This window comes from Hymenobacter rubripertinctus, assembly GCF_003583925.1.
GTDB lineage: Bacteria > Bacteroidota > Bacteroidia > Cytophagales > Hymenobacteraceae > Hymenobacter > Hymenobacter rubripertinctus.
Genome location: NZ_QYCN01000004.1, coordinates 70,222 through 93,574 on the forward strand (window position 1 = coordinate 70,222; position 23,353 = coordinate 93,574).

General features: G+C 61.5%; 22 protein-coding genes. 12 read left to right on the forward strand and 10 right to left on the reverse strand.

What is annotated here, in order from left to right; genetic code table 11:
* The first annotated feature begins 164 nt into the window (after nucleotides 1-164).
* From ispF to D0T11_RS03655, 7 genes are all read left to right on the forward strand, one after another.
* The gene (ispF, locus tag D0T11_RS03625; RefSeq protein WP_119654424.1) at nucleotides 165-644 is read left to right on the forward strand and encodes a 2-C-methyl-D-erythritol 2,4-cyclodiphosphate synthase; all 480 of its coding nucleotides are present in this window, start codon (nucleotides 165-167) and stop codon (nucleotides 642-644) included.
* Nucleotides 645-754: 110 nt separating this feature from the next.
* The gene (locus D0T11_RS03630; protein ID WP_119654425.1) at nucleotides 755-2,455 is read left to right on the forward strand and encodes a M28 family peptidase; all 1,701 of its coding nucleotides are present in this window, start codon (nucleotides 755-757) and stop codon (nucleotides 2,453-2,455) included.
* Between the two features lie 193 nt (nucleotides 2,456-2,648).
* Nucleotides 2,649-4,043 (forward strand): LutB/LldF family L-lactate oxidation iron-sulfur protein, encoded by a 1,395-nt coding sequence (locus D0T11_RS03635; protein ID WP_119654426.1) that lies wholly within the window; start codon nucleotides 2,649-2,651, stop codon nucleotides 4,041-4,043.
* A gap of 104 nt (nucleotides 4,044-4,147) precedes the next feature.
* Nucleotides 4,148-4,354, forward strand: a complete 207-nt coding sequence (locus tag D0T11_RS03640) for a helix-turn-helix domain-containing protein (protein ID WP_220473697.1) — start codon at nucleotides 4,148-4,150, stop codon at nucleotides 4,352-4,354.
* Nucleotides 4,351-4,680 (forward strand): HipA N-terminal domain-containing protein, encoded by a 330-nt coding sequence (locus D0T11_RS03645; RefSeq protein ID WP_119654427.1) that lies wholly within the window; start codon nucleotides 4,351-4,353, stop codon nucleotides 4,678-4,680. The genes D0T11_RS03640 and D0T11_RS03645 overlap by 4 nt, the downstream gene beginning before the upstream one ends.
* A complete protein-coding gene (locus tag D0T11_RS03650) occupies nucleotides 4,677-5,714 on the forward strand; it encodes a HipA domain-containing protein (protein WP_119654428.1) in 1,038 nt (345 codons plus the stop codon). The genes D0T11_RS03645 and D0T11_RS03650 overlap by 4 nt, the downstream gene beginning before the upstream one ends.
* A 64-nt stretch (nucleotides 5,715-5,778) precedes the next feature.
* A complete protein-coding gene (locus tag D0T11_RS03655; protein WP_147374505.1) occupies nucleotides 5,779-6,813 on the forward strand; it encodes a hypothetical protein in 1,035 nt (344 codons plus the stop codon).
* Between the two features lie 184 nt (nucleotides 6,814-6,997).
* Here D0T11_RS03655 and sdaAA read toward each other — a convergent pair whose 3' ends face one another.
* Nucleotides 6,998-7,903: an L-serine ammonia-lyase, iron-sulfur-dependent, subunit alpha gene (gene sdaAA, locus D0T11_RS03660; protein ID WP_119654430.1), complete on the reverse strand. Its 906-nt coding sequence runs from the start codon at nucleotides 7,901-7,903 to the stop codon at nucleotides 6,998-7,000.
* A 227-nt stretch (nucleotides 7,904-8,130) separates the two neighbouring features.
* Nucleotides 8,131-8,589 carry a peptide-methionine (R)-S-oxide reductase MsrB gene (gene msrB, locus D0T11_RS03665; RefSeq protein ID WP_119654431.1) on the reverse strand — a complete coding sequence of 153 codons (459 nt, stop codon included), beginning with the start codon at nucleotides 8,587-8,589 and terminating at the stop codon, nucleotides 8,131-8,133.
* A gap of 470 nt (nucleotides 8,590-9,059) precedes the next feature.
* Here msrB and D0T11_RS03670 point away from each other — a divergent pair, with 470 nt between their 5' ends.
* The 3 genes from D0T11_RS03670 to D0T11_RS03680 all read left to right on the forward strand — a co-directional run bounded on the left by D0T11_RS03670 (nucleotide 9,060) and on the right by D0T11_RS03680 (nucleotide 13,259).
* Entirely contained in the window at nucleotides 9,060-10,490 is a 1,431-nt protein-coding gene (locus D0T11_RS03670) for a hypothetical protein (RefSeq protein WP_119654432.1), read from the forward strand.
* Nucleotides 10,491-10,663: 173 nt separating this feature from the next.
* Nucleotides 10,664-11,629: a hypothetical protein gene (locus D0T11_RS03675; RefSeq protein ID WP_119654433.1), complete on the forward strand. Its 966-nt coding sequence runs from the start codon at nucleotides 10,664-10,666 to the stop codon at nucleotides 11,627-11,629.
* Nucleotides 11,630-11,747: 118 nt separating this feature from the next.
* Nucleotides 11,748-13,259, forward strand: coding sequence for an NAD(P)H-hydrate dehydratase (locus D0T11_RS03680; RefSeq protein ID WP_119654434.1), 1,512 nt, complete (start codon nucleotides 11,748-11,750; stop codon nucleotides 13,257-13,259).
* A 146-nt stretch (nucleotides 13,260-13,405) separates the two neighbouring features.
* Here the strand turns inward: D0T11_RS03680 and D0T11_RS03685 are convergent, their stop codons facing one another.
* From D0T11_RS03685 to pafA, 3 genes are all read right to left on the reverse strand, one after another.
* A complete protein-coding gene (locus D0T11_RS03685) occupies nucleotides 13,406-14,314 on the reverse strand; it encodes a UbiA prenyltransferase family protein (protein WP_119654435.1) in 909 nt (302 codons plus the stop codon).
* A 494-nt stretch (nucleotides 14,315-14,808) separates the two neighbouring features.
* Nucleotides 14,809-15,399 carry an inorganic diphosphatase gene (locus D0T11_RS03690; protein WP_119654436.1) on the reverse strand — a complete coding sequence of 197 codons (591 nt, stop codon included), beginning with the start codon at nucleotides 15,397-15,399 and terminating at the stop codon, nucleotides 14,809-14,811.
* 171 nt (nucleotides 15,400-15,570) lie between these two features.
* Complete coding sequence (pafA, locus tag D0T11_RS03695) at nucleotides 15,571-17,283, reverse strand: alkaline phosphatase PafA (protein ID WP_380283658.1); 1,713 nt, start codon at nucleotides 17,281-17,283, stop codon at nucleotides 15,571-15,573.
* Between the two features lie 270 nt (nucleotides 17,284-17,553).
* Between pafA and D0T11_RS03700 the strand changes: the two genes are divergently transcribed.
* Complete coding sequence (locus D0T11_RS03700; protein WP_147374506.1) at nucleotides 17,554-18,162, forward strand: hypothetical protein; 609 nt, start codon at nucleotides 17,554-17,556, stop codon at nucleotides 18,160-18,162.
* A gap of 225 nt (nucleotides 18,163-18,387) precedes the next feature.
* Complete coding sequence (locus D0T11_RS03705; RefSeq protein ID WP_119654439.1) at nucleotides 18,388-18,801, forward strand: hypothetical protein; 414 nt, start codon at nucleotides 18,388-18,390, stop codon at nucleotides 18,799-18,801.
* Between the two features lie 277 nt (nucleotides 18,802-19,078).
* On the opposite strand, the gene atpG is transcribed toward D0T11_RS03705, so the two are convergent.
* From atpG to atpE, 5 genes are all read right to left on the reverse strand, one after another.
* Entirely contained in the window at nucleotides 19,079-19,969 is an 891-nt protein-coding gene (gene atpG, locus D0T11_RS03710) for an ATP synthase F1 subunit gamma (RefSeq protein WP_119654440.1), read from the reverse strand.
* A gap of 144 nt (nucleotides 19,970-20,113) precedes the next feature.
* A complete protein-coding gene (gene atpA, locus D0T11_RS03715) occupies nucleotides 20,114-21,694 on the reverse strand; it encodes a F0F1 ATP synthase subunit alpha (RefSeq protein WP_119654441.1) in 1,581 nt (526 codons plus the stop codon).
* A 6-nt stretch (nucleotides 21,695-21,700) separates the two neighbouring features.
* Nucleotides 21,701-22,261 carry an ATP synthase F1 subunit delta gene (gene atpH, locus D0T11_RS03720; RefSeq protein ID WP_119654442.1) on the reverse strand — a complete coding sequence of 187 codons (561 nt, stop codon included), beginning with the start codon at nucleotides 22,259-22,261 and terminating at the stop codon, nucleotides 21,701-21,703.
* 106 nt (nucleotides 22,262-22,367) lie between these two features.
* Nucleotides 22,368-22,862 carry a F0F1 ATP synthase subunit B gene (locus tag D0T11_RS03725; protein WP_119654443.1) on the reverse strand — a complete coding sequence of 165 codons (495 nt, stop codon included), beginning with the start codon at nucleotides 22,860-22,862 and terminating at the stop codon, nucleotides 22,368-22,370.
* A 180-nt stretch (nucleotides 22,863-23,042) separates the two neighbouring features.
* The gene (gene atpE, locus D0T11_RS03730) at nucleotides 23,043-23,303 is read right to left on the reverse strand and encodes an ATP synthase F0 subunit C (protein ID WP_088465749.1); all 261 of its coding nucleotides are present in this window, start codon (nucleotides 23,301-23,303) and stop codon (nucleotides 23,043-23,045) included.
* Nucleotides 23,304-23,353 lie beyond the last annotated feature (50 nt).

The window sequence follows — 23,353 nt, forward strand, 5'->3', positions numbered from 1 at the left end:
TGCCCGTTGCCAGCCGCTTTTGCCCGACCATGCAACGTGGCTTTTTGGCGGCCGCGACGGCAGCTTCCGAGGCCGGGCGCGGCAGGCCCCGGCCCCGGCCTGTTTGGCCGGCGGGCAGCTGTGGTCCGAAGCCGTAACTTGCCCGTTCTCTAATCTTGCTTCCCATGAAAATCCGGACCGGCTTCGGCTACGACGTTCACCAGCTTCGCGAGGGCCTGCCCTTCTGGCTCGGCGGCATCCAAGTACCCCACACCCACGGCGCCCTCGGTCACTCCGACGCCGACGTGCTCATCCACGTCATCTGCGACGCGCTGCTGGGCGCGGCCAACCTGCGCGACATTGGCTTCCATTTCCCCGACACCGACGCCCAGTACAAGGGCATCGACTCGAAACGCCTGCTCAGGGAGGTGGCGCGGCTGCTGAAGGAGAAAGGCTACCAGATCAGCAACATCGACTCCACCGTCTGCCTCGAAGCGCCCAAAGTCAACCCCCACATTCCGGAAATGCAGCGCGTGCTGGCCGAGGTGATGGGTATTGCTGAGGACGATATCAGCATCAAGGCCACTACCACCGAAAAACTGGGCTTTGTGGGCCGCCGCGAAGGCGTGGCTGCCTATGCCGCTGTGCTCATCGTGCAACCTTAAATGGCACTTGGGGTCTTGGGGGCAGCGGGACTAGGCAAGCATTCTGCCCCCTGGCACGCTCGCTCCCGGAATATCCCCGGGTCCTTAACATGCTAAGCTTTCTACATCCCATGAAAAAAACTTCCCTGCTGGCGTGGCTGCTGGTAGCGGGCACGGCCACTGCGGCCCTGGCCCAGCAAACGCCCGAAAAAATCAAGGTTAAGCACAAGCGTGGCAAGGCTAAAACGGAGGTAACGGCTGCCCCCATGGTGGAGGCCAGCGCCCCCACCCGCCAGGCCCCCGTGGATGCCGACTGGGCGCAGAACTACGCCGAAACCATCACCCAGGTCGATTTGCGCCAGCACCTGAGCGTGTTGGCCTCCGATGAGTACGAGGGCCGCGAAACCGGCGAGAAGGGCCAGAAAATGGCTGCCGAGTACATTGCCAACCGCTTTAAAGAGCTCGGCCTGGTAGGTCCCGTCGCCAATTCCGACAACCCCTACCTCCAGCACTTCACGATGGTGCGCAGCACCTGGGCCAATGGTGCAACGCTCAAAGTGGGCACCAGCAGCTACAAGTGGCTCACCGATTTCTATGCCTACGGGGGCCAGGGTTTCCAGCAGCCCACCGCCGTGCAGCCGGTGTTTGCCGGTTACGGCATCGAGCAGGACGGCTACTCCGATTATGCCGCCCTGGGCGACGTAAAGGGCAAAGACCTGCTGATTCTGCTGGGCGAGCCCCAGACCGGCCAGGGCACCGCCCTGCTGGGCAAAGACGGCCAAAACAGTAAGTGGGGCCAGGATTTCCGGGCCAAGCTGACGTTGGCCGCCCAGAAAGGCGCCCGCTCGGTGTTCTTTGTCGACTTCAACCCCAACAGCAACTTCGCCAAAACGGCCGCCCGCATGGCTCCCTACGTGAGCCGCCCGAGCATTGCCTTTAAGGATGCCGTGGACGGTGCCCGCCCGACGGCTTACTTCGTGTCGCCAGCGGTAGGCTACAAGATGCTGGGCACCGCCGCCCAAACGATTCCTAAGTACGAGGCTGCCGTGAGCAAGGCGCGCAAGCCCGTTACCAGCCCCTTCCGCCCGGTGAAAGCCACCGTAACGGCCCCGCGCAAAACGGAGGACTTCACCACCGAAAACGTGCTGGGCTTCCTCGAAGGCTCCGACCTCAAGGACGACATCATGATTCTGTCGGCCCACTTCGACCACATCGGCATCATCAATGGGGAGGTGCACAACGGGGCCGACGATGACGGCTCGGGCACAGTATCGGTGCTGGAAATGGCCGAGGCCTTTACCAAGGCCAAAGCCGAGGGCCACGGCCCCCGCCGCAGCATCCTGTTCCTGACCGTAACAGGTGAAGAAAAGGGCCTGCTGGGCTCCGAGTACTACACCGACCACCCTGTTTTTCCGCTGGAAAAAACGATGGTCGACCTGAACACCGACATGGTGGGCCGCACCGACAACGACCACGAGGGCAAGCCCGACTACGTGTACGTTATCGGCTCCGACAAGCTCAGCTCCGAGCTGCACACCATTCTGCAGGCCCAGAACGAGAAGTACGTTAAACTGGACCTCGACTTCCGCTTCAACGACCCGGAAGACCCCAACCGCTTCTACTACCGCTCCGACCATTACAACTTCGCCAAGCACAACATTCCGGTAGCCTTTTTCTTTAACGGCGTACACGCCGATTACCACGGCGCGGGCGACAAAATCGAGAAAATAGAGTTTCCGAAGATGGAGAAACGCGCCCGCCTCGTGTTCTACACGGCCTGGGATCTAGCCAATCGGGACAAGCGCATTGCAGTGGATTCGAATAAAAAGTAGCCGGGCTGTTAGCTGTTAGCTGTTAGCTGTTAGCTGTTAGCTGTTAGAAAGGAACGTCATTCCGGACTGAGGGAAGACCTTTGTTGCGCTCAAACGAGTCGATATTCCGATATTCGTTGAGGCGCAACAAGGTTCTTGCCTGGGCAGGAATGACGTTCCTTTTGTTTAACCTGTTCAACGACGCCCCATTGCCATGAAGCCGACCCTCAACTCCCCGACCAAAGCCGCGCAGTTCCTCCAGGACACCGACCGCAAGGCCTTCGATTTGGAGCACCGGCGCAAAATCCGGTTCAACATTGGCAAGTACAACGCGGCCGTAAGCACCGGCATGGGTTTCTACCAAGACCACGAGCTGGCCCGCAGCCGGGCGGCGTACCTGAAAACGGAAGTCATCAACCGCCTCGACGAATACCTGGTGCAGTTCGAGGAGAACTTCACCAAGCGTGGAGGTAAGGTCATCTGGGCTCAGAACGCGGAGGAGGCCCTGGCCGAAGTGGGCAAGATTATGGAGCGCCGCCAGGCCCGCACCGTAGTGAAGGCCAAGAGCATGACGACCGAGGAAATCCACCTCAACCAGTACCTCGAAAAACGTGGTATCGAGTCGGTAGAAACGGATCTGGGCGAGTTCATCGTGCAGCTGAACGGCGAGCGGCCCTACCACATCGTGACGCCGGCCATGCACCTGAGCAAGGCCGACATTGCCGATATCTTCGTCAAGCACCTCGGCATTGCCCACACCGACGACGCCCAGCAGCTTGTGCTCACGGCCCGCCACCTGCTGCGCGGCAAGTACACCAGCGCCGAAGTGGGCATCACGGGCGGCAACTTTCTGGTGGCCGATACGGGCGCGGTTTGCGTGACCGAAAACGAGGGTAACGCCCGCCTTTCGGCCACGTTTCCGCACACCCACATTGCCATCGTGGGCATCGAGAAGGTGATTCCGCGCCTCCAAGACCTGGATTTGTTCTGGCCGCTGCTCAGCACCAGCGGCACCGGCCAGCAGGTCACGGTGTACAACACCATTTATACCGGCCCGCGCCAGCCGCTGGAAAAGGACGGCCCCGAGGAAATGTTCGTTATTCTGCTCGACAACGGCCGCACCAACCTGCTGGCCCAACCCGACCAGCGCGAGGCCCTCAACTGCATCCGGTGCGGGGCCTGCCTGAATGTGTGCCCGGTGTACAAGAACATTGGCGGCCACAGCTACGAGGCCACCTATTCCGGCCCCATCGGCTCGGTTATCACGCCCCACCTCTCGGGGATGGAGGAAAACAAGCACCTGAGCTTTGCCAGCAGCCTGTGCGGGGCCTGCTCGTCGGTGTGCCCCGTGAAAATCCCCATCCACAACCTGCTGCTTAAAAACCGCCAGCAAAGCGTGCAGGAAGGCTTCACCGACAAAGAGGAGCGCCGCGCCATTGGCCTGTGGCTGCACGGCATGAAGCACCGCTGGGTCTGGGACCTGGCCCCGGCCGCCGCCAAGAACTGGGTGCTAAGCCGCCTGCTGGGCCAAACGGGCTGGAGCAAGCGCCGCGACGCCGTGCAGGTAGCCCCCAAAACGTTCCGGCAACTGTGGAAGGCGCGGGGGTGAAGCTTCTTAATGATATGATAGTTTCTAATAAAACTTTACTAGATTTACTTACATAAGACAATTTAAGTCTTCCAATACGTATAAAAAAGTAAAATTTTACTACTTTGATTACCCCGGACACACTGGCTCATTTGGCAGCTGAACGTCGGCAGAAGCTCGGCCTCTCGCAAGCCGAGTTGGCCGAGTTGGCGGGAGTATCGCTCAGCTTTATTACCAAGCTGGAAGCTGGTAGGGCTAATCCGGGTTTCCGACAGCTCAATCAAGTATTGGATGCCGTTGGGTTAACCTTGTCTATCAACCCGAAATCATGAAACCACTGGCGGCCGAAGTGCTTTACAACGGGCAGGTTGCCGGCGTGCTGCAGCGTTCCGTTGACCAGTTTTCGTTTCGCTATACCCCGGCGTACCTGGCGGGCGAGCTACCCGCCATCAGCCTGACGCTGCCCAAGCGCGACGGGGCCTTTGTGTCGCCGGTGCTGTTCAGCTTTTTTTCCGGCCTGCTGGCCGAAGGCGTGGCCAAACGGATTCAGTGCCGGATGCTGAACATTGATGAGCAGGACGAGATGCTGCGGTTGGTTAAAACGGCGCATTCCGAAACTATCGGGGCCGTAACCATTCGGGAAATTATCGCCTCATGAAAGCTCCGAAGAAGGCTCCGCTGTGCGCCGGCTGCTACCGGCGGCTAACCAAACAACAAACCAATTTCTGCCCGATATGCGCGCTGGCGCTGTTCGATGGCAGGACAGTAAGCGCCGGTTTACGCTTCCCCGAGCCCCAGCAGGCCGAGCCCGAAGAAGCCCTGCGCTATCGGGAGCTGACCCGGCAGATGTCGATGTCGGGGGTGCAGGAGAAGTTTTCGGTGCGACTTACGGCCGAAACGTCGGCTTTAGAGCTGACGCGCACCGGCGGGCAGTTCATTCTGAAACCGATACCGGATATCAAGCAGCACGCCGAAGCCGTGCCGGCCAACGAGCACCTGACCATGCAGCTGGCCCGGCAGGTATTTCGGCTGCCGGTGGCAGCCTGCGCCGTTGTGCAATTTGCGGGCGGGCAGCCGGCCTACCTTACCCGGCGGTTCGACGTGCAGGCCGATGGCAGCCGGTTGCTCCAGGAGGATTTCGCCCAGCTTGCCGGCCGCACCCAGCAGCAGCACGGCCTCAATTACAAGTACGATTTCAGCTGTGAGGAAATGGGCCAGCTTCTTCGGCAGCTGCTGCCGGCCACCTATTTGCCCGAGTTGACGGCTTTTTTTCGGCTGCTGTTGTTCAATTATCTGGTTGGCAACGGCGACGCCCACCTCAAGAACTTCTCGCTCTACCGTACCACTGCCGACGGCGCGTACCACCTCACGCCCGCCTACGACCTGCTCAGCACCAAGCTTCACTTTCCCTACGAGTCCGACACGGCCGTATCGCTCTTTGCCGACCCCGACGACGATCCGCCGGATTTCAGCGCCCTCGGCTTTTACACCTACCCCGATTTCCTCGCCCTCGGCCAGCGCCTGGGGCTGCCCCTCTCCCGCGTGCGCCGCCTGCTCACCGACATCGTAAGCCACGAAGCCAAGGCGCAGGCCCTGATAGACCGCTCGTTTTTGCCCGACGACCTAAAGGTGCGCTACGCGGCCGTGCTGGCCGACCGGCGGCAGCGGCTGCGCTACGGGGCACCCGTTTAGCTAACCCTAATCTGTTTCCGGTAGTACAAGGCGGGCGGGGCCTGATGCCGCGCCTGTTGTCTTTATGCCCCATGACCTCGTCTTGCGCGTGCTGGCCTTCGGGGGCGGCGTGTTTCTGATCGTAAGTACTATGCTGGCCACCATCCGCTCCTTCGTGCTGCCCCGCAACGAAACGGTGCTGCTCAACGCCCTCGTTTTCCGCAGCCTGCGCCTCGTATTCGACGCCGTGGCCCGGCTGGGCAGCAACTACGAGCGACGCGACCGGGTGATGGCCCTTTACGCGCCCGTGGGGCTGGTGGCCCTGCCCATCGTGTGGCTGACGCTGCTGAGCACGAGCTACACCAGCATCTTCTGGGCCCTGGGCGAAGGCCGGCTGGAACGCTGCTTCCGCATCAGCAACAGTTCGCTGCTGACGCTGGGCTCCGAGGAACCCAGCCACAACATGTGGGCCAACCTGGTATCCTACTCCGAGGCCACGCTGGGTCTGCTGCTCATGACGCTGCTCATTTCCTACCTGCCTACCATGTACCAGGCCTTTTCGCGGCGCGAAATCACGGTCACGCGCTTGGAGCTGCGGGCCGGGGCGCGGGCCTCGGCCGTGGAGCTGCTGCGCTGGCTGAACCGCACCGGCTCGCTGCGCGACGATCGGGCACAATGGCAGGACTGGGAGCAGTGGTTCGTGGAGATTGAAGAAACCCATACTTCGCTGCCCATCCTCTCCTTTTTTCGCTCGCCCCAGCCTGGTCGCTCCTGGGTCACGGCCGCCAGCGTGATTCTGGAAGCGGCCGCCCTCATCAGCAGCACCGTCGAGCAGCCCCGCGACCCCCACCTGACGCTCTGCTTCAAGGCCGGCTGCGTAGCCATGAACCGGGTGGCGCGCTTTTTCCGCTTCGAGGAAGACCCCGCCAACACTCCGCCGCCCGACTCCGACAGCGAAGACACATTTGCTCAAACCTACCAACAGCTCCAGGAAGCTGGCATTGAGCTGCGCAACTTCGCCGACGCCCGCCAGCAGTACCACGAGCTGCGCAGCCGCTACGCCCGCGCCCTGGCCCACCTGGCCCGCGTAACCATGGCCCCGGGAGTGGTGAGTGAGTGAGTGAGTGAGTGAGTGAGTGAGTGAGTGAGTGAGTGAGTGAGTGACTGACTGAAAAGGAACGTCATTCAGAGCGGAGCGAAGAATCTCGCGTGAAGTCGTTGCGATAGTAGACCTGACGACAGGAATACCTTGGCATGCGAGATTCTTCGCTCCGCTCTGAATGACGTTCCTCTCACTCATTCACTTATTCTCCGTCTTCGTCGGGCAAAATCTGGACGTCCTGCACCAGCACCATTTTCTCGATTTCGCGGCCGCGGGGGGTGTTGGCGAGGCCGCCGAGGGCCGTTTCCTTGTAGCGGGTTTCCATACTCTCGCCCACTTCGCCCAGCGCCGCCACGCACTGATCGACGGGGATGACGGGGTTAACGCCAGCAATGGCAATCTGGGCCGAGCTGAAGGCAATGGCGGCGGCCGAGGCGTTGCGCACTACGCAGGGCACTTCCACCAAGCCCGCCACCGGGTCGCAGATGAGGCCCAGCATGCACTGGATGGTGATGGCGACGGCCGCGAAGGTTTCGCTTACCGAGCCGCCTAGGCAGTACACAATGGCCCCCGCGCCCATGGCGGCGGCCGAGCCAGTTTCGGCCTGGCAGCCGCCCACGGCCCCGGCCAGCGAGGCGTTCTGCTCGATGATGAGGGCAATGCCAGCCGCCACCAGCAGGCCTTCCAGAATCTGGCGGTCTTCGAGCTTATGAATATTCTGGAGAGTGACCAGCACGCCGGGCAGGATGCCCGAGGCCCCGGCCGTGGGCGCGGCCACTACCCGGCCCATGCAGGAGTTCACCTCTTTGGCCCCCAGTGCCCGCGTGATGAGGTTTTTGAACTCGGGCGAGAGCACCGTAATGGGTGAGGCGGCAATCTTTTTGGCCCCGTTGTTCACCATGCCCGAGCGCGAGGTCATGTCCTGGGTCAGGCCGGTGTGCACGGCGTCGCGCATCACGTCGTAGGCCCGTTGCAGGCCCGTCCAGATTTGCTCTTCGGTACGGCCCTTCTGCTCGATTTCGTAGGCCAGTACGGGCTGGAAAAGCGGTTCGTTGGTGGAGGAGCAGTGCGCCTGCCAGCTGTTGAAATCGGTGAAAAGCAAGGACATGGGGAGGGAGAAAAAATGGGTGGGAAGTAGGGCGAAGCACCGTTCCGCCTCCGCCAACACGGGCACAGGCGTACGCGGGTAACCTGCGCGTGGCGGCAAGGGTGCAAAAATCGGCAGAATTTAATCAGTGTAGCCCCTGTGCCCTTTTCAGGAGCCTGTGAAGCCGCAAAAAGCCCTTCCGCCTAAAAGGTGAAAGGGCTTTTTGCGATTTTGGCTGGGCCGCAGGCTTAGGCCTGCTGGGGCTCGCTCACCAGCTTCACGCTGGCCGAATTGATGCAGAGCCGCACGCCGGAGGGCGGCGGGCCGTCGGGGAAGGCGTGGCCCTGGTGGGCGTCGCAGGCGTTGCAGAGCACCTCAATGCGCGTCATGCCGAAGCTGACGTCCTTCTTGTAGCGCAGGGCGTTTTCCGTGACGGGCTGGGTGAAGCTGGGCCAGCCGGTACCCGACTCGAACTTGGTGCTTGAGTCGTAGAGCGGCGTGCCGCAGCACACGCAGGCGTAGAGGCCGGCCTCGTGAGCCTCGCAGTATTCGCCCGTGCCGGCTCGCTCGGTGCCGTGCTCCCGCGTGATGTGGTACTGCTCGGCCGTGAGCTGCGCCTTCCACTCGGCGTCGGTTTTTTCCACCCGCTTGTCGGGGGCCGGGGCGCCGTGGTTGGCCAGCCGGATGATATCGTTCCAGGTTTGCATGGGTTGGTCGGGTTACGTAAGCAGAAACAGCCCGTGGGCTTCTGCTACAAACGCGCCAGCTGGGCCAGGGGTTTTTGGCTGGACTCCGGCGTAGGGCTGTCCGTCGGCAGTCAGGAAACAAGCCGCATCTAGCCAAGCCATCAGTAGCCTCCCCTGCTAACGGTGTCAGCGGAAGACTTGGCTTGGTTCAAAAAGCTACAATACAAATTACTCTATGCAAAGCTGTTGAAGCAACCATATTCGTGGGCAAAAACTTATTTGCTGCACTGCTAGCCCATGAAAATCAAGTACAAATACTTGGATTAATCAGGTAAAAGTACTGGCAATACCTCGTAAAGCACCAGTTACTTTTATCCCAGCCAACATGCTGGTCCTGTTGAACTTCCCCATTCACTTGTTCAGCTCCCCCGCTTGGTTCAGGTATGCCGAAAACTGACTAGAGTAAGCACTACAGTAAATCCCAAGCCGCCATGCCGGACCAGGAAAACAAAATACTACAAGGTCTTTATGACACGCTTTTTAGTGCCATCACGTATTCGCCTGGCAGCAGTCAGCCATCGGCTTTTGACCCCACGCGGACACTGATCCAATTCTCGAAGCTGGAAGCTATCCGAGCTGATGACTTCGCTAATCAGCTTGCGCCCAACAACCCCAAGGGCAACTATAATACGGCCTACAATTTTTTTGCGCTGGCCGACACTGCGCCTCCCCTCACCCCCACGTATGAACCAACAACGGGTCAGGTTTCGCAAATCTTCAGTCAGATTGTAAACGGCGCGAATACCGATGCTCAAGTAGATCCGGCGCAGCAAAAAACCTACGACGAGAATTTCGCTTATCTCAACCAGAATATCACGCTGCCGCCGCCGCCGCCCGGCAACGATGCCCCAGGGCCAATTACGGGGCCAACCCCGATTGCGCAGGCTTACGATACCAACCAGACAGCCTACATCGCCGCTGTATCGACCTATCGGTTGACCATGAATTCTTACGACCTGACCACCCCGGAAGGACAGAGTCAGTGGAATGCGAAAGAGCCTGTGTTGGGTAATGCTATTACCCAGGCCTGGAACAAATGGATTCAAGGCGGCAAAGCCAACGTGGAAATTGCGCAGAATGCCCTGGCAGCTACAATAAATAACATTATTTCCGCAGCTATTGCGGGGGCCCAGCAAGCGGTCAGTCCTGCCAACCAGCTCTCGGCAGGATCAAACAAGTTTTTCATGACCTACCCGCTGCCAAGCGACTGGGCCAACCCCAATGGGTCCTCCGGCGCGACGCAGTTTACCTACAATAGCGCGGTAGAAAACAGCTCCTCCGATTCTGATGCCAATACCTATGGTGGTGGCGGGTCCTTCGGGGCTGGTTTATGGAGTGTTGGCGGCTCGTACAACCATTCCGACTCTTCCACCCAGTCCCATTTCGATGGCACCTGGGTTAAGATCAGCGCTACGATGACGCTAGTTCGCATTATGCGGCCCTGGCTGAATTCGCTGTTGTTCAGTATTCAGGGCTGGTGGCTAACGGGCCAAGCCGAGAATTCCATTTCCGACGGTCAGCTCGATGAGGCCAATGCCAAGGCCATGTTACCAGTTATTCCAACTGCTTTTGTGGTAATGAATAACGTTCAGATTACGTCTGATTTCAGCACCAAGGACGAAAGCCACATCGCCAGCGCCACGAGTGGGTCAGCGAGTGTTGGCTGGGGACCGTTTAGTATTAGTGCCAGCTATTCGCACAGCGAGTCTCACGACCGCCAGACTGCTACTTACGCAAATGGCACAATCACCATTCCGGGCATGCAAATCGTGGCTTGGGTAAATGAAATCATGCCGGCCAGCCCGTCAATGACGGCCCCTAAAAAGGCTTCTGAAAATATTATTTCGGATACCCGCCGGTAACCGGCCATTGGTGAAGGGTACTTGGTCGTGGAAGCGACTCGGGTATTTTCACCGTCAAGCACTGGTAAACCAAGTAGCCTGGCTCGGCAATGCTGAGCCAGGCTACTTCGTTTACGGTCGTTCCTATCGTTACTGCTATTCGCAGTTTTGCTAAACCGAATTCTGGCTCCCAAATGAATAATACCTTTTACAGCCTGCTCGCAAAAGCGCTGGCAACTGAGCATAAGCAGACCACCGCAAGCGAAACGCCTCCCCCGGATGCACTGTTGACCCAGACACCGGCGGCGGAGCCCATTATTCTGCTCAATGAATTCCCCGTCGTCCTGACGCCCAGCGACTATGCGAATCCGCGTTCAACCGCCAATCCGACCGGGGACCTTCGCTCGCTGTGGCGGTTTCGCCAGCTCGCGGACCCGCTTCCGCAGTTTGCCGGGTTCTACGCTGCCAGTGGCTCGTCGACGGAGGCGACTTACGTACAAGTTGTGCAGGGAGCATCGGTTAAAGAAGGGAATGCTTTCGCAGCCGAAATAATCAGCAATGCCCAGCAGAGCGTCCAGTCCCAGACGTTTGCCAACATGGATGGTACCCCTGGCTCCTGGCGGCCGGTGTACGCGGTACCAGACAACTGGTTTGATTGCCTCACAACTCACGGGCTAAGCGCACTGACAGTTGATTTGAGCGGATTAAATGCTGAAAAATCAGACAGCCCATTGGTCTGGAAAATCACCCATCCTGATCAGTCTGCCAACACGGCTTCGCTCGATGCCAGCAGCAAGCTAGGCTCAGCCACTGTGAATCAGCTGATGGTAACGCTCACCCGACCGTGGCTGGACCCAGTACTCTTTAAAACTTCGGGGTGGTGCCTACAAGGACAGAATGCCGGATTTTGTTCTTCCGGCAGTAACGATGGTCAAGGAATCTTATCCCTGATTCCCAGCGGTATTATTATTGGCACAACCGCATCAATCAGCGCGAGTTGGAGCGAAAAGGATGAGCAATTAATTGCCAATGCGACGACAAACGAACAGCATCTTTCTCTCGGCCCGTTGCCCATTGTCGGCAGTCAGGCCGCTGCTTCACTCTATGTGCTAGGCTGGATCATGTATCAGGTACCCTTTTCTCCGCAAATCAGCTGCTAGATCTACTCTACTTGCGGCAGTAGCAGTTTATTTGTAAGCCGTTTCACAGGTCAGAAATATAAGCTAGGTTTCTTCGTAGCCGATTTCGCGTAGACTTTGCCTCCCCCGTACTGCTTCTATGAAACTTCTCTCCGCCGCCCAGACCCACGCCCTCGACCAGGCCACCATCAAGGCCCAGAACATTAGTTCTATTGACCTTATGGAGCGGGCCGCCAATGCCGTTACCGATTGGCTGTTCAAGGAGTTGCTGCTTGATTATGACACCGAAATCCATGTATGCTGCGGGCCGGGCAACAACGGCGGCGATGGGCTGGTGGTGGCCCGCAACCTGCACCGCGCCGGCTACCCGGTGCGCCTTTGGCTGCTGCCGGCCGCCCGGCACTCGGCCGACTTCACGCACCAACAGCACCAGCTGCCCGCCGGGCTGGCCGTCCAGGAAGTCAACCCCGATAAGCTACCCGATATTGCGGCCACGGCGATGGTGGTCGATGCGCTGTTCGGCACTGGCCTGAGCCGGCCGCTGGAAGGCGACGCGGCGACCCTGGTGCGCCACCTCAACGCTTCGGGCGCGACGGTGGTGGCCGTGGATATGCCCTCGGGCCTTTTTGCTGACGCCCCCCAGCCGGCCGGCTGCGCCGTGGTGCAAGCCCGCTACACGCTCAGCTTCGAGTTGCCCAAGCTGGCCTTTTTGCTGCCCCAGAATGCCGGTTTTGTGGGCGACTGGCGGCTGCTCCCCCTGGGCCTCGACGCACAAGCTATCCGGGAGGCCAAAACCAATCTGTTCTTCGTAACGGCCGATGAAATGCGGGGGCGGTTCCCGGAGCGGCCGAAGTTCAGCCACAAGGGCACCTTCGGGCACGCGCTGCTGCTGGCCGGCAGCCAGGGCAAAATAGGCGCCGCCGTGTTGGCAACCCAGGCCTGTCTGCGCGGGGGCGTGGGGCTGTTGACGACCCGGGTGCCGGCCGTGGGCTACGACATCCTCCAGATTTCGGCTCCCGAAGCCATGTGCCTGGCCGATCCGGCGGCTGACTTCCTCACGGAGCTACCCGACCTGGCCCCCTACGCCGCCGTGGGCATCGGGCCGGGGCTGGGGCAGCAGGACGGCACCCGCGAAGTGCTGCGGCAGCTGCTGACCACGGCCGAGGTTCCCCTCGTTATCGACGCCGACGCCCTGAACCTGCTGGGGGCCAACCCGGAGTTGCAGAGTCTGCTGCCGCCGGGCTCTTTGCTCACGCCCCACCCCAAGGAGTTCGAGCGCCTCGTGGGTGAGCCGGCCCGCGACGACTACCACCGCCTCGAACAGCTCCGCAGCTTCGCAAACCACACCGGTTGCTACTGCGTGCTTAAAGGCGCCTACACGGCCCTGGCCACCCCCGCTGGCCACATCTTCTTCAACAGCACCGGCAACCCCGGCATGGCCACCGGCGGCAGCGGCGACGTGCTCACCGGCCTGCTGCTGGCTCTGCACGCCGATCAGCGCCTCTCGCCCCTCGATGCGGCCCTGCTGGGCCTGCACGCCCACGGCCGGGCCGCCGACCTGGCCCTGCCCCACACCGGCCACGCCGGCCTGCTGGCCTCCGACATTATCCGCTTCATCGGCCCGGCACTGAGTGAGTTAGAAATTTTATAAGCGCTGTTGCACAGCCGAAGAACGATGTAGGGTGCGTAACAGCACAGTTTACAAGTCAGAAAAGGGATAACTGAGGGCGATTTAACCGCAGTTGCGCAGTGGGCATTAGGCCATGACGCAACTTTCTAACTTTCTGACTTCCCCACTCATACACCGATAAACTGAGCACCCCACACGGCCAGAAACTGCACCAGCATCACCCCATCCGTCAGCAGGGCAAAATAATAGTCGGGGCGCGACTCCTCAGCACCCCAGATGACGGCGGCCAGCAGTAGCAGCGGCAGCAGCAGGGCCACGTTGTGGGCGGCCGTGACGCCGGCCGGTACCAGCAGGGCGGCGGCCAGCAGGGCGGCCAGTCCCAGCCCCTTGGTGGCCCGGATGCCCAGCACGCCCGGAAACGTGCGCGTGCCGGTGAGCCGGTCCTTGGTATAGTCGCGGATGTCGAAGACCAGGGCCAGGGCCAGGATAAACAGGAAGCGCCGGGCGAAGAGCACCACCACCACCGGCGCGGCCAGCGCCCGGCCCAGGTAGAGGGCCGGCAGCCAGACGGTGACGGCGGCCCAGACGTAGGCGATGAGGAACACCTTGAGCAGGGGGGCATCGCGCAAGGCCCACCAGCGGCCCCGCAGGCGCAGCAGGGGCATCGAATAGAGGACCGAAACCACCCCCAGATGCCCCAGAAACAGCAGCAGCCGCACCAATCGGGCATCGGTCAGGAACAGGTAGGCGGCCCCCGCGCCGGCCACGGCCGCGAGCACCAGCAGCTGGGAGCGGTGCCCCCGAATCCACTGCTTGCGGCGGGTGGTGCCGGGCAGCTGGTGGTGCTTGTAGGGCAGCACGCTGTCGAGGTTGTAGAGAAAGAGCGTGGCGGCGAAAATCAACGCCCCCAGCCGCAGCGGAATGTGCACGCCCCAGAACAAAAACGTGGCCCACATCAGCCCCAGCGCCGCCCCCGACAGCCACACGCTGCTGTAGAGCAGGGCATCCAGCCCCCGGCGGGGCCAGCCCGACGAGGCCCCCGGGACCGGTTCGCAAACGTGAGAGGCGGGTTTCATGCGCAAGAGCAGGGCCGGTTAGCAGCCCCGGCCGGCGCAAGGTACGCCCGCCCCGGCACGCAACGGCCCCCGGAACTGCGGAAGCGGCCGGGACAAGCAGTGTTATAGCTGACTCGGGTTGCGGACTACCGACCGTCAGCCCCGGAGGGGCGACATATCGACAGGAATAGCCCGCGAAAGAACGAAAAAGCCCCCGCGGGGCGACACCCGGTCAGCGAGTGTCGCCCCGCGGGGGCTTCTAACAAGCAGCAGGTGCTGGTTGACTCCCGATATGCCGTCCCTGCGGGGCTGACGGTCGGTAGTAACTGCTGTTACGCACCATTGGGTTTGAGTTGACTGCCGCCGTATCGTAGGGTGCGGGGCTTGCCCCCGCCCGCCGTTGAACGAGGCCAGTGGACTCGAAACAACTTCAACGGCGGGCGGGGGCAAGCCCCGCACCCTACATCGTTCTTCGGCTGCGTAACAGCAGGTGGTAAACCAGCACCTTGGGTTAGCTAGCCCTGGCCGTTCAGGGCCTGCTGCTCCAGCTTCTGGTCGTGGTCGTTGCCGTTGGGGAAGGTTTCGTCGTAGAGACGGATGCTTTCCTCGATGATGCGGTAGGCATCTTCGCGGCCCATAAAGCGCTGCACCGTCACCGACTTGTGCTCCAGGGCTTTGTAGTCCTCAAAAAAGCGCTGCATCTCGCGCAGCGTGTGGGGCGGCAGGTCTTCCAGCTCGTTGTAGTGGTTCACCGAAATGTCGTTGGCGGCCACGGCAATGATTTTATCGTCCTCCTCGTCGCCGTCCACCATCTGCATCACCCCGATTACCTTGGCTTCCACCAGGCACATGGGCACGATTTCCACGGAGCAGAGCACCAGAATATCGAGCGGGTCCTTGTCGTCGCAGTACGTTTTGGGGATGAAGCCGTAGGCGGCCGGATAGTGCACGGCCGAGAACAGCACGCGGTCCAGTTTCAGCATGCCGCTGTCCTTGTCCAGCTCGTACTTGGCCTTCGAGCCTTTCGGGATTTCAATGATGCCGGTCACGGCAGTAGGAGCGTTTTCGCCGCGCGATACGTCGTGCCAGGGGTTAAATTTGGCCATTTGTTGTTAGCTGTTAGCTGTTAGCGGTTGGCTGTTAGCGGTTGGCTGTTAGCTAAGTTTTTTTAAAGAATGAAAAGAGTATTTCGCTGAGCTATCGGCGGCCGGTGATGAGCTGTCAGCTGTTCGCTGAACGAGAGCTAACAGCTGATGGCTAGCCGCCAGTAGCTTACATCAGAAGCCCAGCACCTGGGTCAGGGGTTCGCCGGTGCAGCCGTTGGGCTCCTGAATGTGGAGCCAGCGGGCCAGAGTGGGCGCAATATCGGTAATCTTTACCGGAGCCGACGACTCGCCGTGCTTCACGTGCCAGCCCCAGAACAGCACCGGCACGTGGGTGTCGTAGCGGCCACTGGAGCCGTGGGTGGTGCCCTTGTTCACGGGGAAGGAGTACGATTCGAGCCAGCCCGGGGCCAGCACCACCAGCACGTCGCCCGAGCGCTTGGGAAAGTAGCCGTTTTCCAGGTACATCAGCATCCCGCTTTCCCAGTGCGACTTCTGCACGTCCTCGGCCGTTAAGGCCCGCGTGACGCCGGCGAAGCCCCGCATCAGGGCGGCCGTTTCGCGCTGCATCTCATACAAATCGAGCTTCTGCCGGGCAATGAGGGGCTGGTTGAGGTAGACCTGCTGGTTCTCGTAGCTCAGCACCCAGTTGCCGGGGCCGTGGCGGCGCACGAGCTGCTGCTGCAACGAGTCGCGCATCAGGTTAGGCCCCACCGAGCCGGCGGGCAGCTGATGGTCGAGCAAAAAGTTGGGCGAGTGGGCCGCGCCGTGGTCGGCACTCAGAAACACGAGCACGTTTTTGCGGCCCAGCGTTTTATCCAGCTGCTCGAACAGGCGGGCCAGGTCGCGGTCGAGGCGCAGGTAGGTATCCTCGGCCTCAATGGAGTTCGGCCCAAACTGGTGGCCCACGTAATCGGTGCTGCTGAAGCTGAGGGCCAGAAAATCGGTCTGGCCGCGCTGGCCCAGCTGCTCGGCCCGCAGGGCTTCGAGGGCGAAATCCAACGTCAGCGAGTTGCCGAAGGGCGTGGACCGGATCAGGTCGAGGTTGCGGACGGGGGCCGTTTTCTCACCCGTGGCTTCCAGCGCCCCCTTCACGGCCGTGGGCAGCACAGCACTCAGCGTGGGCAGATCGTGGGGGAACACGGGCCGGGTTTCGCCCCGGAAGGCCGACTCCCAGGCCACGTCGTCGGGCGAGCTTTCGGTGTACTGACTAATGGGCAACAGCGTATTCCAGGGCTGGTCGAGGTAGCGGGCGGCCCGGTTTTCGGCGTTGAAGCGGCTGGCCCAGGCGGGCAGCTCTTTCAGGTAGAAGGTGCTGCTGATGAAGGCCCCGTTGGTGCCGTCGTACCAGTACGCGGCGTTGGCGGCGTGGCCGGCCGGCAGAATCGAGCCCCGGTCCTTGATGCAGACGCCGATGACCTTGCTTTGGAAGTTGGTGGCCAGGCGCAGCTCATCGGTGATGGTGGTGGTGAGCAGGTGGCGGGGCGACTGTTGGCCGGCCGCCGCCGAGCCGCCCACCGGCTGCACGGCGTTGTCCTCGGTTACGTAGGTGCCGCGGCCGGTTTCGCGCACCAGCCAGTTGTTGCCCACAATGCCGTGGCCCGAGGGCGTGGTGCCGGTATAAATGCTGGCGTGGCCCGGGCCGGTGTAGGTGGGCACGTAGTTGTAGTGGGCGTTTTCGTAGCTAAACCCCTCGCGCAGCAGCCGCCGGAACCCGCCGCTACCGTACTTGCTCCAGTAGCGGTAGAGGTAGTCGTAGCGCATCTGGTCCACCACAATGCCCACCACCAGCTTGGGGCGCTCGGGGGTGGGGGCGGTATTTTTTTGGGCGAAGGCGGGCAAAGCCAGCGTGGCCGCCAGCAACAGGCTCAGACTCTTTTTCAACACAAGCAGGAAGTGGGCCGCCGCACCAGGGCCGCCGCAAAGTTCAGCCGCAAAGATAACCCGCCCCGCCGGGAGTTGCGCAGCCTTGTATAAAGCCTCACCCCACCCCCCGGCCACTCGGTTGACCCGGTACTCAGCTCCGAGGTAAACACCTGCCGTTTTTTTAGCCAGGTGTTTACCTCGTAGGTAAACACCTGTCGTTTTTTTAGCCAGGTGTTTACCTCGGAGGTAAACACCTAGCTTTTTTCTGGACGGGTGTTTACCTTGAGCCGGATGAGAGCTGCTTCTTTTTCTTCTTCCGTGGAATTTTCGGCGGTGGTGCGGGCCGGGCTGGGCCTTTCGGGACGGCAGCTGGGGCGGTATCTGGGCGTATCGGTGGGGTTTGTGGCCCAAGTGGAGGCGGGGCACAAGCCCCTGCCCCTGGCCCTGGTGCCCCGGCTGCTGCATCTGCTGCCGGCCCTGCCGCCCCCCCTGGGCCAGGGCCCCGTGCCCCCGCCCGCCCCGGTGCCCTACAATGTGCTGCTGCCGCTGCCCGCCCCCGAGCCCCTGGTGCCCCCGCCCCCCACCCCGCCCGACGCGGGAGTGCTGGCCGCCCGGGGCCGCAGCGTGCGCCTGCGCCTGCTGCGCCAGGGCACTGCCCTGGCCGCCGCCCAGGCCCGCGCTGCCGCCCTGCACCAGCGCCGCCTCGCCCTGGCCCACCTGCTGGCCCTGCCCCCACCCCCCGAAGCCGCCGAGGCGGCCCACCTGGCCCGCTGGCTCCGGGGCCTGACTACCGACCTCACCCGCGACGACCCTGCTCCCGCCGCCCGCGCCGCCGCCCTGCGCCTGCTGGCCGCCCGCGTGGCCGGCCTGCGCGCCGAGCTGGCCGCTCTGGCACCCTAGCCTCCGTGCGCGGTGAACTGGCGAGGCGTGGAAAAGCCAAGGGCCGCCAAGCACCTAACGGACAGCCTATCGGGGGGCACTGCCGGGCTGGTCAGACGGGAACCCAAGCTGGGGCTATATCTAGTCCTAGCTTGGGCACACACAATTTGCCGGGTCCACACAATATTGACGGAGCTTCCACCGTTATACCAGCGGCAACTCCGCCACCCTTATTCCTTATCACTTATGCCGTTTCCCGTTCAATTACTCACCACCCAGGCCGAGTGCGACACTGCGCTGGCGGCCCTGAGCCTGGAACTGCGCGTGTTCAGCGTGCGCGACCAAGTGCTGGACCTGCAAGCCGATCAGTCGGCGGGGCGGGCCACCAACCGGGCCCAGGACCTGGCCGCAGCTACGGCCAGCATCACCAGCCTGACGCCCGTGCTGGCCACGCTCACGCCCGGCACCACCGACTACGCGGCCATGAATAAGCTGCTGCTGCGAGCCCAGCGCCGGGGAGAAGACCTGAGCGCCACGGCCAGCGCCCAGACGCCCACGGAGGCCTTCCTCAAAGCCGTGGATGTGCGCCAGGTGGCCGTGCAGGTGCCCGAGCTGGAGCTGGCCATTGCCGAAGTAACGGCCCGCCGCGCGGCCCTCTAAGCCCCGCTTTTTTCGCTCTTATTCTCCTATGGCAACTAGTCAAACGGCCCGCTTCCTGGCAAGGAGGCGGGCCGTTTGTTGGGCGGGCGGGGTAGGTGGGTGGGGTGGGCGGGCCTGTCCTTACCAGGCGTGAAGTTGCTGAGGTGGCCGTTCAACAAGGAGACGCGAAGGGTCGCGTCTCTACAGGGCTGCCGGGGGGCCGGGGTGGAATCACACCAGGCAAAAGGCCCGCCTCCTTTCGGAAGCGGGCCTTTTGCCTGGTGTGATTCAGGAAATCTTACTTGCTCGAAGCCAGGGCCTCGGCCCCGCCTACGATTTCGAGAATCTCGGTGGTAATGGCCGCCTGACGGGTGCGGTTGTAGGTCAGCTTAAGCGACTTGAGCAGCTCGCCGGCGTTTTCGGTGGCCTTGTCCATGGCCGTCATGCGGGCGCCGTGCTCGGAGGCGTTGCTTTCCAGTACGGCCTTGTAGAGCTGCACCTTCAACGACTGCGGAATCAGGGTCTGTACGATTTCCTCCTTGGAAGGGGAGAAAATGTAGTCGGCGTTGGCCGTAGCCGGGGCATTGGCGGGCTGCTCGGTGGGCACGAGGGGCAACAACTGCTCGGCGCGCACCACCTGGGTGGCCACGTTGCGGAACTCGTTGTAGACCATCACCACCTCGTCGTACTGGCCGGAGCGGAAGCCATCCATGGCCCGTTCGGCGGCCTCGCGCACGGTATCGAAGGAAAGCTTACTGAACACATGCTGGTAGTCGCCGAGCAGCGGTCCGCGCTTACCAAAGTAGTCGTGGGCCTTTTTGCCAATGGCCATCACGGTGATGCTGCCCGCGGCGGCCTGCTGGGCGTAGCGGTTCTGCACCAACCCGTTCACGCCCTTGAACACGTTGCTATTGAACGCGCCGGCCAGGCCCCGGTCGGAGGTAATGGCGATGATCAGCACGCGGCGCACCTCGCGCACTACGCTGTAGTCGCTCACCGCCTCCTCGCCGGCCAGGGCCGTGAGGTTGCTCAGAATGCTGTTGAGCCGCTGGGCGTAGGGCCGCATGCGCAGGATATTATCCTGGGCGCGCCGCAGCTTGGCCGCCGCCACCATTTTCATGGCTTTGGTAATCTGCTGCGTGCTCTGCACCGACGTAATGCGGCTCCGGACTTCTTTTAAGCTAGCCATTTCGTTGAGCTGTTAGCTGTTCGCTGTTCGCTTGCTTATCACTCTTACTTTAGCAGAGCAATAAGAAGCGGTAGCCATTAACTGCCAACTGCGCCTCCTAAACGAAGGCTGACAGCGAACAGCTAATGGCTAACAGCTTAAAATTTAAGAGGCGTACTGCGCCGACAGGTCCTTGGCAACCTGACGGATGGCCCCGATGATGGTGTCGTCGAGTTTGCCGGCCTTCAGGGCTTTGAGCTCCTCGGCGTGGCGGGTGTGCATTACCTGGGTGAACTCCTTCTCGAAGGCGCGCACCTTGTTGACGGGCACCTGGTCGAGCAGGCCGTTGGTGGCGGCGTAGATGATGGCCACCTGGTCCTCTACCTTCTGGGGCGAGAACTGGGCCTGCTTCAGGATTTCGAGGTTACGACGGCCGCGCTCAATGGTGAGGCGGGTCGAGGCATCGAGGTCGGAGCCGAACTTGGCAAAGGCTTCCAGCTCGCGGAACTGGGCCTGGTCGAGCTTCAGCGTACCAGCCACCTTCTTCATCGACTTGATCTGGGCGTTACCCCCTACGCGGCTCACCGAGATACCCACGTTGATAGCAGGACGCACGCCGGAGTTGAACAGGTTGGTTTCGAGGAAGATCTGGCCGTCGGTAATCGAAATTACGTTGGTCGGGATGTACGCCGAAACGTCGCCGGCCTGGGTTTCGATGATGGGCAGCGCCGTCAGCGAACCGCCGCCTTTCACCAGGTGCTTGATGCTCTCGGGCAGGTCGTTCATGTCCTGGGCAATGGCGTCGGACGCGTTGATCTTCGCGGCGCGCTCGAGCAGGCGGCTGTGCAGGTAGAATACGTCGCCGGGGTAGGCCTCACGGCCCGGAGGACGACGCAGCAGCAGCGACACCTCGCGGTAGGCCACGGCCTGCTTGGAAAGGTCGTCGTAGACCACCAGGGCCGGCCGGCCCGTATCGCGGAAGTACTCGCCGATGGCGGCACCCGTAAAGGGCGCGTAGAACTGCAAGGCGGCCGGATCGGAAGCCGAGGCCGACACCACCACGGTGTAGTCCATGGCCCCACCTTTGGTGAGCGACTGCACGATCTGGGCTACCGTAGAAGCCTTCTGACCCACGGCCACATAAATGCAGAACACGGGCTCGCCACGATCGAAGAACTCGCGCTGGTTCAGGATGGCATCGAGGGCTACCGTCGACTTACCCGTCTGCCGGTCACCGATGATGAGCTCCCGCTGGCCGCGGCCAATCGGAATCATGGCGTCGATGGCCTTGATGCCGGTTTGCAGGGGCTCAGCTACCGGCTGGCGGTAGATTACGCCGGGCGCCTTGCGCTCCAGAGGCATGTCGTAGGTCTGGCCCTGGATGGGGCCACGGCCGTCGATGGGCTGGCCCAGCGTGTTCACCACGCGGCCAATGATGCCCTCACCTACCAGGATGGAGGCAATTTTATTGGTGCGGCGCACGGTAGCGCCCTCCCGGATTGCGGAATAATCGCCGAGCATTACTGCGCCCACGTTATCTTCTTCCAGGTTGAGAACGAGGGCGCGCAGGCCGTTTTCAAATTCGAGCAATTCCCCCGCCTGGGCGTTGCCCAGGCCGTAGATGCGGGCTACACCATCGCCAACCTGCAAAACGGTGCCCACCTCTTCGAGTTCGGCTTCGGTTTTGAAGTTGGAGAGTTGCTCCCGCAGAATGGCGGATACTTCATCCGGACGTACGTCTGCCATGGTGGGTTATAGTTGGGGTTGGTAGGGATTCTTGGAGAATTCGGTGCGCAGCTTGCGCAGCCGGTAGCTAACCGAGTCGTCAATCAGCTGGTCGCCGATGCGGAGCACGAAGCCACCGATCAGGGCTTCATCCACTTTTTCCTGGAGCGTGACCTTGGGCAGGCCGGTTTGCTCACGCACGAGCTGCACCAGTTGCAAACGGGTGGGCGAGTCGAGTGGGGCGGCCGTGGTCACCTGGGCCACCTGCATTCCCTGCTTCAGGTTGTACTGCTTCAGAAATTCGTCGCCGATGAATACCAGGGAACTTTCGCGGTTGTGCTGGGTGACAATCGAGAAGAACTTCTCGGTCATCGCCGTTACTTTGCCGCCAAAAATAGCCCGCAGAATCGCCAGCTTCTTGTCGTGCTTCACGATGGGGTTGCGGAGCAGCAGGCGCAGGTCGCGGTTTTCGCCCAGCGTTTTGCTGAACAGGTCCATATCCTGCTTCACTTGCTCCAGCTCACCGCGCTCCTGGGCCAGATCAAGCAAGGACTTGGCGTAGCGGGAGGCAACTCGTAGTTCAGACATTGATGTAGTTGTCGGTTGTTAGTTGTCAGTTGTCAGTTTTTAGCTGTTGGTGCCGGGCGGCAAACGCCTGACAACTGACAACTGAAAACTGAAAACCCCCAACGGACTAGTTGAGCTTTACTTCTTTCAGGTACGAGTCGACGAGTTGCTGCTGGGCGGGCTGATCGGTCAGCTCGCGGCGCAGGATGCGCTCGGCAATATCGATGGAGAGCTGGGCGGCGGTATTTTTGACCTCGGCCAGCGCGGCGTTCTTTTCGTTCTGAATGGCTTCGCGGGCCTGGGCAATGAGGCGGGTGCCTTCTTCGTTGGCTTTGTCTTTGGCCTGCTCCAGGAGCTGGTTCGACATGGCCGTGGCCTCCTTCATAATCCGGTCGCGCTCCAGCCGGGCTTCGGCCAGCAGCTTTTCGTTGCCGGCTTTGAGCTCCTGCATTTCCAGCTTGGCCTGGTCGGCCATGCGCAAGGCGCCTTCAATGGAGCTTTCCCGCTCCTTGAGGGAGCTAAGAATGGGTTTCCAGGCAAACGAGCGCAGCAAGAGCAGCACGATGCCGAAAATCACCACCTGCCAGAAAATCAGGCCAAATTCGGGGGTTACAATGTTCATAGGGAAGTAGTCAGTAAGGCGTACTTGGTACCTGAAATCCGGAGGAGGCAAGGGGCCGAAAGCCGCCCGTAAGCGGCCGGCAGCCTCCAAAACCTACCCCCCGGAAAAGCCAAGACAGCCCGCTACGCCGTGCGCTGAAGCGACCTAGCGCAGCGGGCTGCTCTTGTACTACCTCTATCCCTAGAGTTTGAAGGAAATCAGCAGGCAGACTACTACGGCGAACAGCGCCAGACCTTCGATCAGAGCGGCTACGATCAGCATGGCAGTTTGGATTTTGCCCGAAGCTTCTGGCTGACGGCCAATGGCTTCCATAGCCTGACCACCGATACGACCAATGCCCAGACCGGCACCCAGAGCAACCAGACCAGCACCGATAGCAGCACCGAATACGGCCAGACCAGTAGAATTAGCGATGGCCTGCAACAAGAGAGAAAGAAGCATAAAAAAAAGGTTTGTGGGGAGTGAAAAACGAAAAAATCAGGGGGGGGGGG

What these genes read in the sequence shown, in the direction of transcription:
- msrB (WP_119654431.1), bottom strand. Translation starts at nt 8,589, where the DNA reads ATGCAAACCTGGAACGATATCATCCGGCTGGCCAACCACGGCGCCCCG.
- D0T11_RS03635 (WP_119654426.1), top strand. Translation starts at nt 2,649, where the DNA reads ATGAAGCCGACCCTCAACTCCCCGACCAAAGCCGCGCAGTTCCTCCAG.
- D0T11_RS03655 (WP_147374505.1), top strand. Translation starts at nt 5,779, where the DNA reads ATGCCCCATGACCTCGTCTTGCGCGTGCTGGCCTTCGGGGGCGGCGTG.
- D0T11_RS03680 (WP_119654434.1), top strand. Translation starts at nt 11,748, where the DNA reads ATGAAACTTCTCTCCGCCGCCCAGACCCACGCCCTCGACCAGGCCACC.
- atpE (WP_088465749.1), bottom strand. Translation starts at nt 23,303, where the DNA reads ATGCTTCTTTCTCTCTTGTTGCAGGCCATCGCTAATTCTACTGGTCTG.
- D0T11_RS03690 (WP_119654436.1), bottom strand. Translation starts at nt 15,399, where the DNA reads ATGGCCAAATTTAACCCCTGGCACGACGTATCGCGCGGCGAAAACGCT.
- D0T11_RS03685 (WP_119654435.1), bottom strand. Translation starts at nt 14,314, where the DNA reads ATGAAACCCGCCTCTCACGTTTGCGAACCGGTCCCGGGGGCCTCGTCG.
- atpG (WP_119654440.1), bottom strand. Translation starts at nt 19,969, where the DNA reads ATGGCTAGCTTAAAAGAAGTCCGGAGCCGCATTACGTCGGTGCAGAGC.
- D0T11_RS03705 (WP_119654439.1), top strand. Translation starts at nt 18,388, where the DNA reads ATGCCGTTTCCCGTTCAATTACTCACCACCCAGGCCGAGTGCGACACT.
- D0T11_RS03650 (WP_119654428.1), top strand. Translation starts at nt 4,677, where the DNA reads ATGAAAGCTCCGAAGAAGGCTCCGCTGTGCGCCGGCTGCTACCGGCGG.
- D0T11_RS03645 (WP_119654427.1), top strand. Translation starts at nt 4,351, where the DNA reads ATGAAACCACTGGCGGCCGAAGTGCTTTACAACGGGCAGGTTGCCGGC.
- D0T11_RS03670 (WP_119654432.1), top strand. Translation starts at nt 9,060, where the DNA reads ATGCCGGACCAGGAAAACAAAATACTACAAGGTCTTTATGACACGCTT.
- ispF (WP_119654424.1), top strand. Translation starts at nt 165, where the DNA reads ATGAAAATCCGGACCGGCTTCGGCTACGACGTTCACCAGCTTCGCGAG.
- D0T11_RS03700 (WP_147374506.1), top strand. Translation starts at nt 17,554, where the DNA reads ATGAGAGCTGCTTCTTTTTCTTCTTCCGTGGAATTTTCGGCGGTGGTG.
- D0T11_RS03675 (WP_119654433.1), top strand. Translation starts at nt 10,664, where the DNA reads ATGAATAATACCTTTTACAGCCTGCTCGCAAAAGCGCTGGCAACTGAG.
- sdaAA (WP_119654430.1), bottom strand. Translation starts at nt 7,903, where the DNA reads ATGTCCTTGCTTTTCACCGATTTCAACAGCTGGCAGGCGCACTGCTCC.
- D0T11_RS03630 (WP_119654425.1), top strand. Translation starts at nt 755, where the DNA reads ATGAAAAAAACTTCCCTGCTGGCGTGGCTGCTGGTAGCGGGCACGGCC.
- atpH (WP_119654442.1), bottom strand. Translation starts at nt 22,261, where the DNA reads ATGTCTGAACTACGAGTTGCCTCCCGCTACGCCAAGTCCTTGCTTGAT.
- D0T11_RS03725 (WP_119654443.1), bottom strand. Translation starts at nt 22,862, where the DNA reads ATGAACATTGTAACCCCCGAATTTGGCCTGATTTTCTGGCAGGTGGTG.
- atpA (WP_119654441.1), bottom strand. Translation starts at nt 21,694, where the DNA reads ATGGCAGACGTACGTCCGGATGAAGTATCCGCCATTCTGCGGGAGCAA.